At 40.9% G+C, this 384-nt stretch carries 1 protein-coding gene; it reads left to right on the forward strand.

Going from position 1 to position 384, the window contains the following annotated elements:
• Window positions 1-384: DDE-type integrase/transposase/recombinase (locus ACTRWE_RS19310; RefSeq protein WP_462880547.1), on the forward strand; the 384-nt coding region annotated here is incomplete at both ends.

The following is a 384-nucleotide window of genomic DNA, read 5'->3' on the forward strand; positions in this document are numbered from 1 at the left end:
TAATTCAGCCGAATATGGGCATTTACCGGCCAGTAAAATAGTCCCTAAGCTGCTTGATAAGGGCATATGGATAGCGTCTGAAAGTTCGTTTTATCGTGTCATGAAGGCACATAACTTATTAACGCATAGAGAAAAAGTAAAGCCAGCTAAGCCGATGAAAAAGCCAAGAGCACTGAAAGCAGTGCGTGCAAATGAAGTCTACACTTGGGATATCACCTATTTACCAACGAGCGTAAAAGGGCAATTTTTATACTTATATTTAGTGATGGACATTTTTAGTCGAAAGGTTGTTGGCTGGCAGGTTTACGACACACAGTTAAGTGAATTAGCCGCGGATTTAATGAAGGATATTTGCAGTCGAGAGCAAATAAAGCGCGAGCAAGT

The sequence above is a fragment of the Pseudoalteromonas sp. G5_S1_54_S4 genome (assembly GCF_054968565.1).